The organism is Candidatus Marsarchaeota archaeon, from assembly GCA_023485295.1.
Taxonomy (GTDB): Archaea; Micrarchaeota; Micrarchaeia; order Micrarchaeales; family Micrarchaeaceae; genus Micrarchaeum_A.
In genome coordinates this window covers 20,148-28,956 of record JAMCZQ010000004.1, presented here as the reverse complement: position 1 = coordinate 28,956, position 8,809 = coordinate 20,148, and the positions used below count along the sequence as shown (strand labels likewise).

Below are 8,809 nucleotides of genomic sequence, written 5' to 3'. Positions count from 1 at the left end.
TCTCAAAGCAAATATATATATCTTTCCATAAAAGCGGTCCGCGAAACAAATAAAAAGCTTTCTTAGCATTAAGGGCTCATTCAGGCTGGCCTGCCGCGTGCAGGGCCCGCTCAATTTCGTGCTCTTCCCTCTTTGCAAACTTAGCTATGTTGGCTCGCTCATAGAAAGGAATGAACATTATGAGGAATGCGGTAAGGCCAACCGCATGGACCAGCGTGCTGGTGGTATTGAAGAAGAAGCTCATTGTTATTAGAAAGGCGAAAATTGCAAGTAGCGATGCAATAATTGCAAACATGAACCTGCTGTAAAGATGCTCGTACTTTTCCTTGTCATCTATATACACTTCAAGTGAAATCATGAAGGCGACCATGAACGACAGCGTTATCACTGAAGTCCCAAGGGAGATGCCAAAATCCGCATAGCCGTTGTAGTGCACCATTGAAAAAACAGATTTCGCATAGCTCGCCACAATGCTCATGAGGAATATGGACCTGAGGTTGCACTTCTTTTGGAAAGCGGTGTTAAAATTCTTTAGGTAGAACCCCAGCGCGAAGATCACAACCGCAGGAATGTAAAGATTTAGGAGCAGGCTTCCGTCAGTAGAAACGTTGAACGGCGAAGAGATGAAGAACGAAAGCCTTGATGAAGGGTTCATGTGAAGCATTACAAGCGTTGGCCCGAAGTAGTAAGTGAAATAAAGAGTGAACACTATGAACAGCAGCGCTGCAAGAACCGGCCTGAAGAGCTTCATCCTGATCATTTATTTATGCTATAATTAACTTTAAAAGGCTAAACGCGCAATTCCGAATAATTATTGCAATTCCTAATATATAGAGTTTGCATCGCAGGAGAAGCTGCAATGGCATGGAGGAAAATTTTAGTGGGCCCGCGGAGAATCGGACTCCGGATCTCCCGCGTGTGAAGCGGACGTCTTACCACTCGACTACGAGCCCATGCAGTGAGTATTTTCCAACAAAAAATTAATATTCTATGCCTGGAGGCTGCAAATGCTTCAGATTATTAAATATTGGTTTAGCCTTATTAGACTATGGCAGCTTCTAGGAAAGCAGCAGGTAAAAGGTCTAGTGCACAGGCACTGGCTGCAGTGATTGCAATTGCCATAGCAGCTGCGCTGCTGTCTGCATACGCGCTTGGCTCGCAGCGCTCAGCAGCACCTGACCTGAAGCCTTACGTGCCGCAGTTTTATTCAGGCTACAACTACCAATACGAGCAGAATAACTACCATGCCTATGCGATAAACGGAAGCGCAGGAACTTTCAACATCAGCATCAACGGCTCAATAATAGTGAATCCGTCCTATTACGATGGCGAGATACTGGCCGGGTTGACCTATATGAGCACTTACCTTGGCGGCATGATAGCGATAAACTCAACAACAGGCAATACCATATGGTACGATGCGCTGCCAAATGAGGCTATGACGCAGCCGATAACTATAGGCAACGAGGCGATAATAGGGCTTGGCAACAACAACTTCAAAGGCATTTCAATAAGGGGAAACGGCACGAACTACATTGCAGCAATAAGCATACGCAACGGCAGCCTCATGTGGGAATTCAATACCTTTGGAGAAGACATGCCAACGCCAGCTTATTACAATGGAATAATAGTGGAGCCCACTGGCGCAGGCGCTGTTTACGGAATTAACGCCATTGCCGGATCCCAAGTGTGGAACACAAGCATACCTTCTTTCGACAGCATGTCATCGCCTGCGCTGCTTGACGGCATAGTCTATTTCGGAGGCGCGAGGCCTTACCGGTTTTACGCCATAAACGCTTCAAACGGCAAGGTCTTATGGAGCGACGGCATCAACGCGTATGGCGGGCTTGACGACTGCTCGCCAGTAATATACATGGGAGATGTAATAACAAGCTATACGCAAGCAATAGCCGACAACGGCTATAGGCTATACATAGTGGCGATGAACGCGTCTAATGGGAAGATAGTGTGGGACAGGATGGTCGGTTACGGCGTGCAGGAGCCGCCGCAGATTGCGCCTCCAATAGAAATGCCACCGCTTTCCATCTATAACGGCATGGTCCTTGTCGAACCTACATCGTCTAATACGCTGTATGCCCTGAACGCGTCCGACGGGAACATGCTATGGGATGTTTACACAGGCATAGGGTCATCAAACGTTAACGTGCTGGACGGCTATCTCATATATGTCAACTACAATGGGACCGCTTTCGCCATAACTGCGAACGGCAGTGTAGCGCGCAAATCTGAAACAGGAGTGTATATGGGGCCCGGAAACCCGGTGGTTATAGGCAGCCACATTGTGCTGTTCGGCATAAACGGCGTTATAAAAAGCATTCCGGCAAACGGCATAATTCCGCATTAGGCATAAGGCACGCCTGTGCAATAGAGGTGATATTATGCGCTGCAGTGTTGGGACATCCGGATGGATGTATACATGGAACGAGGGCCATACGCTTGACTGGTACATAAGGAACAGCGGCCTGAACGCAATCGAGCTCAACGCCAGCTTCTACAGGTTCCCGTCAAGCAGCCAGGTAAGTGCATGGAGCGCAAAGAGAAGCCTTGACTGGGTTGTAAAGGTGAACAGGTACGTTACGCATATGCACATGCTTAACGACAAGGCTGTCGATCTGTTTGGCAGGTTCCTTGAGCTGTTCAGGCCCCTTGACAAAAGCATATCGCTCTACCTGCTACAGATGCCTCCGAAATTTACTGCAAACATGCAGGGAAGGCTCCTTGATTTCGTGAAGAGCTTCGATGAAAAGAGGCTTGCAGTAGAATTCAGGCACAGCAGCTGGTATTCCTTTGATTTTTCAAGGCTGGACTTTAAGGGCGTGGTTGTTTCGCCAGATTCGCCAGAGGTGCATGGCAGAATATGGGACAAGAATAATGTCGTATATATGCGCTTCCATGGCAGGCGCTCCTGGTATTCATACATGTACAGCAAAAAAGAGCTTGGCACTATGGCCAGCATGGCGATGGAGCATAGGCCTTCAAGGATATTCGCATTCTTCAACAACGACCATGACATGCTGCAGAACGCAAGGGAGTTCAGGGCAATGCTAGAGTGCTGAAGCCGCATTGCGCACGCATCTGCATTCTCAATAAAACCTGGCTTAGGAATGCGGAAAGGCTATTAAGTTTTTTAGGCAAGAATAATCATGCAGACAAAGTTCAGCGGCACGATAGACTTGGATGCCGGGCCAGAAGAGGTCAAAAATCTGATTTCTAATGTTGAGCTTGTAGCTTCGTGCATTCCGGATTCCAAGGATTTCAAGAAGCTTGACAGCACGCATTTTTCAATAACGATCAATTTGGGCATAGGCATGGTCAGGGGCCCGTTCAAGCTTTCGGGCACTGTAGGAACTACTGAAGAGGGCGCCGCAAGGTATTCCCTTTCAGGCAAGGGGCTTGGCAGCGAGGTGAGCATAAGCATAACGCTTAGCGTTGCAGGCTCAGGCGCATCTTCATCGAAGGTTTCGTGGGATGCAGTAGCGGAGTTTTCAGGCATAATAAGCGGCGTCAGCGAGCCGATAATAAGGAAGATCACCGATGAGAAGGTTGAGGAGATAGCCGCAAACCTAAAAGCGAAGCTGGAATCTACTGGGCAGCATGGTGCGTGATATGGAGGAGCTATTTGGCAGATCGGTAAAAGATGTAGGAATGATGCGCAGGTTCAGCGATGAAGAGCTGCACGTGTTTGAAGAGGCAGACGCTGCTGCAGAGGAGCTCGCAATGCCGGAATACGAGCACTACATGAACCACGAGTTTGACACTGAAGGCCCGAAGGTTCTTGCAAAGCACAATCTCATAGGCATACCTGTAAGCACTGAGTATGGCGGCCTTGGCATGCAGCCGATAATTTCCACTTTGGCAAAGGAGAGGCTTGGGCAGCTCGGCATGGGCCTGTCAAGCTTCATCAACGTGCAGGTGTTCCTGTGCGCACAGACTATCCAGAGATGGGGCACTGAGCAGCAAAAAGCCGAACATCTTCCAAAAAACGTAAAGGGCGAGAAGGTATACGCTTTTGGCCTTACAGAGCCGGAGGCAGGAAGCGATCCGGCATCGCTCAAAAGCGAATACAAAAAATCCGGCTCCGGCTATGTCATAAACGGCACCAAATACCTGATATCAAACGGCACCATAGCTGACTACATAATCGTATTCGCAAGATCAGCAGATGCTGCGAACGAGATAAGCGCATTCATAGTGGATGCGCATTCCGATGGCGTTTCGCGCACGCAGCTTAAGGAAAAGATAGGCCTGTTCACATCAGATACAGGCATGATAGACCTTTCTGAAGTGGAAGTTCCGGAAGATTCAATGCTCGGGCCGAAGGGCAAGGGCATGAACGTGGCGTATTCCGCGTTGCTAAATGCAAGGCTCGGTGTCGCAGCCGGCTGCGTGGGTGTCATTGAAGGCTCGCTTAACGCATCTTTGAAGAGGGCTAAAGAGAGGGTGCAGCACGGCAAGGAGATAGGCAAGCACCAGCTGATACAGCAGCACATTGCAGCAATGCGGCAGAACCTTGAGATGGCGAGGTGGCCCGCGTACTTCGCGGCGCTAAGGAAAGCGGATTACGAGGCCAATCCGGAAAATAAGGAGCTCATGGAAGAAGTAGAATTGCGCGTGTCGCTTGCAAAGCGCATTGCGTCAAGGCTTGCGTTCGAGTCTGCGGACAGGGCAGTGCAGGTGCACGGCGGCTTCGGGTATTCGCTGATGTCGCCAGTGGGGCAGCTGTTCCTGGACAGCAGGGTTGCGCGCATATACGAAGGCACTGACGAGATACAGGACCTAAAGATCGCTTCGGAGCTATTGGGCAAGGGCTATGAGGCGTATAGGTGACTAAATGGCAATGATGCAGTTCAAGGGAAAGGCTCCGAAAGTTGATAAAGAAGCTTTTATAGCTGAAACCGCAATGCTTATAGGCGATGTCAGGATAGGAAAGCATTCCAGCATATGGTATGGAGCAGTGCTTCGCGGAGACATGCACTACATAATGATAGGCAAGAACGTAAGCGTGCAGGACAATGCCGTCATGCACGGGACCGCGGATAAGTTCCCGACGATAGTCGGCGATAATGTAACAATAGGCCACGGGGCCATAGTGCATGGCTGCACCATAGGCAACAACTGCCTCATAGGCATGGGCAGCATGGTGCTGGAGGGAGCAAAAATAGGCGACTGGTGCATTGTGGCTGCAGGGTCTGTTGTGACCGAGGGCACAGCAATACCTGACGGAAGCATAGTGATGGGCGTTCCAGGAACGATAAAGGCAAAGGTGAGTAAGGCGCACAGGGCAAGGATAACAAGAAACTGGAAGGCCTACGCGGAGCTCGCCAAGCAGTACCTTGAAAAACGCAGGTAATAGGATGGACCAGGAATTCGCCGAAGACATAAAATATGCATCGAGTTTTACCAACTTCTCAAAAGAGGATGCCAATGCGTTTGAAGAGGCAGACGCTGCTGCAGAGGAGCTCGCAATGCCGGAATACGAGCACTACATGAACCACGAATTTGACACTGAAGCGATAGGCATAGCAAGGAAGCACGGGCTTTTCGGCATTCCGATAAGCAAGGAGCAGGGGGGCATGGGCTTAAGGCAGATAACGCACTCGCTTGTGCAAATGAGGCTTGGGCAGCTCGGCTTAGGGTTTGCCACTCTTTACGACGTACAGACATTCATAGCTGCAAATGCGATTTCAAGATGGGGCACTGAGCAGCAAAAGGGCATGTATCTTAAGCCCATGGCAAATGGCGACTCGATATTTTCTTTTGCGCTTACAGAGCCGGAGGCAGGAAGCGACCCGAGCATTATGAGCACAACATATGAGAAGGACGGCCAAGACTTTATAATAAATGGCACAAAATACCTTATCACCAACGGATCGATATGCAACTATATGATACTCTTTGCTAAGTCGAAAGCTGGCGGCAATATAACAGCCTTCATAATAGATTCGAAGGCTGAAGGCTTTGGCGTGGATGCGGTGCTTAAGGAAAAGGTAGGCCTGTTCACATCAGATACCGCGATGCTGAGCTTCGAAAATGTAAGGGTGCAGAAAGAGGACATACTTGGAACAGAGGGCAAGGGGCTCCATGTTGCATATTCAGCCCTTGTTAACGGCAGGATAGGCATAGGTTCTGCGTGCATAGGCGTAATAGAAGCATCTTTGTCTTCGTCTTTGAAGAGGGCTAAAGAGAGGGTGCAGCACGGCAAGGAGATAGGCAAGCACCAGCTGATACAGCAGCACATTGCAGCAATGCGGCATAACCTTGAGATGGCGAGGTGGCCGCTTCTGAAAGCAATAATGGCAAAAGAGGCGTCGGATAAAAACCCTGATGACAAGCAGCTGCTAAATTATGCTGATCTGCATTCCGCCTTGGCAAAGCGCATTGCGTCAAGGCTTGCGTTCGAGTCTGCGGACAAAGCAGTGCAGGTGCACGGCGGCTTCGGGTATTCGCTGATGTCGCCAGTGGGGCAGCTGTTCCTCGACAGCAGGGTTGCGCGCATATACGAGGGCACTGACGAGATACAGGACCTGAAGATCGCTTCGGATATTCTCGGACAAGGATATGAAGCGTATGATTGATATTCATCCTGAGTGAGCCATGGCTTCAACTCATGAAACCGAATTTTCCAAGAGCCTAAACCTTTTCTTTGATGCATCCACTTCTGCCATTGCTCCTATTGGCAAGATGAATTTTGGATCTGTGTGTCCAAAATCCATATTGGTAACAAGGGGAATCTTACCTGCTCCAAATTCCAGGCTGAGGACTGAGCGTACTTTGTTCTCCATTTTCTCTTTTTCTTCCATTGAATACCCAGAAGGCATGGCGATCAGCAGCGCAGCTATCCGTTCTAGTATCCCCTGGCTGCCGTAATTCCTCACCCAGTACTTTACCGTATCTGGCATGGGCTTGTCTTCGGAAGTTTCTAGAAATAATATCTTTCCATCCCAAAAATCTTTTCCAGGCCAAAAGCGCGTTCCTTTCATGAATTCAAGTGCATCTGCGCATCCACCGAAAAGCCTGCCTTTCACTACGCCATTGCCCTGAAGCCAGTGCCATCCATCGTTCTTGTGCCTTTCATTTATTTTTCCTACGTTGCTCTTTTCAGCCCAATCCGGATAGCCGTCTGACCAGAAAGGGAAGCTGTGATACTCGTATTTTTCCGTTGGCTCGAAAAGCAAACTCCTAATCATGTCCAAAAACAATTTTGGAAATCTTTCTGTTTGCGCAAACCCAGCCATTATGGTAGGCCCATTGTATGTAATGAGTCCTGTTTTTAGGTGTATATAATCTAAAAACGTAGTAGAATCCGAAAATCCCATTATGATCTTCGGGTTATTCTTTATGGCTTTCATGTCAAGGTAATCCAATATCCTTACCGAATCGTCACCTCCTATGCTTGCGACTATTGCTTTTACCTCTTTGTCTGCAAAGGCGTTGTTTATGTCTTCCGCCCTTTCACGCGGATGCGTGTAAAGGTAATCATTGCTTTTCCTAGCTGTATTATACTCCTTAACTTCAAGCCTGAGGTGCTTTTTTATCATATCCAGCCCGTGCCCATATATATGCGGAAACCGTGCCGGAACCCCGGCCGAAGGCGAAACTATAGCTACCGTATCGCCTTCGCTAAGTCTTTTAGGTTTTATTATCTGCATTGCATCGTTCGGATATCTTTGTGCATGTTATTATTGCTTTCGTACAATGAAGTGCTGCATGAGTGAACTAGGAATGAGCATGCTATTAACAGCCCGGCAGCAATTTATCTAGCAAAAAGTTACTCTGTGCTTTATATTCAGATGCTGGGGTTATATATAAATCAAAGATTTTGAACACATTTTCAGATTTATGAAAGTTATAAATATCAGTTCAGACTAAAAAAAATTATGCCAAAACTAATAGAAAAGGAGATTTATGCAAGCATATTCATTTCCGGGTTTTTCATGCCTGTAATACAAGTAATAGACTCTGAATTAATTTATGCTCTGTCTCAGGCACACAAAATTATAATAGGCACCGCCATATCTATGGCCCCTACTTTTGCAAACACAATGGCTTATTTTGGATCCACAATGGCAATAATCATTGGAGCATTAGCTATTATTTGGATTATTCAGGATTTCGAAAACGGTCTAAAAATGAAATATAAAACATTAATATTTGGAATGGGAGCATTAGTGGGCCTTTATCTTTTCTGGCCTGATCTTTCCAGTTTAACCCCTGCTGTAGTAAGTTTTGATGTAATCCTATCTTCAATCATTTCTATAGTTGTCGTTTTTGCAGGGATGGGTTTAGCCATCTTCTTAGAAAAAAGATAGAACTTTGAGGGCCACCCTAAATGACTGTTTTATAATATAATATTTATCTATAGTTTAGTACATACCAATTTCATTATATCTATATGTACGGAATCTACATCTTTCTATCAAGTTATAGTTAAATTCTTCGCATTCACAAGAGATGAGTTATTTTCTAGTTGAGCATAAGTAAATATCCTGTATTGAGAAGCGCATCCTTCAAGATCCGATATGTTTACATAGAGATTGTCAGGATATTTGATTGTATTACTTACTATGAAGGAGATATATCCATACTCGTATGGTTCTATATTGGACATAGTAGCTGTAAACCATTCGGAATTTGTTTTGTTATCATATGTAATTCCGCTTTTAATTATTGACTGCGGATATATAGTAATATTTGATGACGGCGTTAGTATAAAGATACCATCTCTCGTGTTTATCTTAAAGTGTATATATGCACAATTAGCTTTGCCATAATTACTAAATTGAATAGC

Annotated in this window: 9 protein-coding genes and 1 tRNA gene; 7 read left to right on the top strand and 3 right to left on the bottom strand. The window is 46.8% G+C overall.

The annotated features are described in order from the left end of the window. Positions 1 to 76: 76 nt before the first annotated feature. Together M1125_02025 and M1125_02020 are read right to left on the bottom strand one after the other, a co-directional pair. On the bottom strand, positions 77 to 751 hold the full coding sequence (locus M1125_02025) for a hypothetical protein (GenBank protein MCL5404596.1): 675 nt from the start codon (positions 749 to 751) through the stop codon (positions 77 to 79). A gap of 130 nt (positions 752 to 881) precedes the next feature. Next, positions 882 to 953, bottom strand: a tRNA-Val gene (locus M1125_02020). Positions 954 to 1,048: 95 nt separating this feature from the next. Here M1125_02020 and M1125_02015 point away from each other — a divergent pair. The 6 genes from M1125_02015 to M1125_01990 all read left to right on the top strand — a co-directional run bounded on the left by M1125_02015 (position 1,049) and on the right by M1125_01990 (position 6,596). Next, positions 1,049 to 2,365 carry a PQQ-binding-like beta-propeller repeat protein gene (locus M1125_02015; protein MCL5404595.1) on the top strand — a complete coding sequence of 439 codons (1,317 nt, stop codon included), beginning with the start codon at positions 1,049 to 1,051 and terminating at the stop codon, positions 2,363 to 2,365. 34 nt (positions 2,366 to 2,399) lie between these two features. After that, positions 2,400 to 3,077 (top strand): DUF72 domain-containing protein, encoded by a 678-nt coding sequence (locus tag M1125_02010; protein ID MCL5404594.1) that lies wholly within the window; start codon positions 2,400 to 2,402, stop codon positions 3,075 to 3,077. Between the two features lie 87 nt (positions 3,078 to 3,164). Next, positions 3,165 to 3,626 carry an SRPBCC domain-containing protein gene (locus M1125_02005; GenBank protein MCL5404593.1) on the top strand — a complete coding sequence of 154 codons (462 nt, stop codon included), beginning with the start codon at positions 3,165 to 3,167 and terminating at the stop codon, positions 3,624 to 3,626. Between the two features lies 1 nt (position 3,627). Next, positions 3,628 to 4,848 (top strand): acyl-CoA dehydrogenase family protein, encoded by a 1,221-nt coding sequence (locus tag M1125_02000; protein MCL5404592.1) that lies wholly within the window; start codon positions 3,628 to 3,630, stop codon positions 4,846 to 4,848. Positions 4,849 to 4,852: 4 nt separating this feature from the next. Continuing rightward, the gene (locus M1125_01995; protein MCL5404591.1) at positions 4,853 to 5,371 is read left to right on the top strand and encodes a gamma carbonic anhydrase family protein; all 519 of its coding nucleotides are present in this window, start codon (positions 4,853 to 4,855) and stop codon (positions 5,369 to 5,371) included. A 4-nt stretch (positions 5,372 to 5,375) separates the two neighbouring features. Beyond that, positions 5,376 to 6,596, top strand: coding sequence for an acyl-CoA dehydrogenase family protein (locus M1125_01990; protein MCL5404590.1), 1,221 nt, complete (start codon positions 5,376 to 5,378; stop codon positions 6,594 to 6,596). Positions 6,597 to 6,626: 30 nt separating this feature from the next. On the opposite strand, the gene M1125_01985 is transcribed toward M1125_01990, so the two are convergent. After that, positions 6,627 to 7,670, bottom strand: coding sequence for an LD-carboxypeptidase (locus tag M1125_01985; protein ID MCL5404589.1), 1,044 nt, complete (start codon positions 7,668 to 7,670; stop codon positions 6,627 to 6,629). A gap of 228 nt (positions 7,671 to 7,898) precedes the next feature. Here M1125_01985 and M1125_01980 point away from each other — a divergent pair, with 228 nt between their 5' ends. Then, positions 7,899 to 8,330, top strand: a complete 432-nt coding sequence (locus M1125_01980; GenBank protein MCL5404588.1) for a hypothetical protein — start codon at positions 7,899 to 7,901, stop codon at positions 8,328 to 8,330. The last annotated feature ends 479 nt before the right edge of the window (positions 8,331 to 8,809 follow it).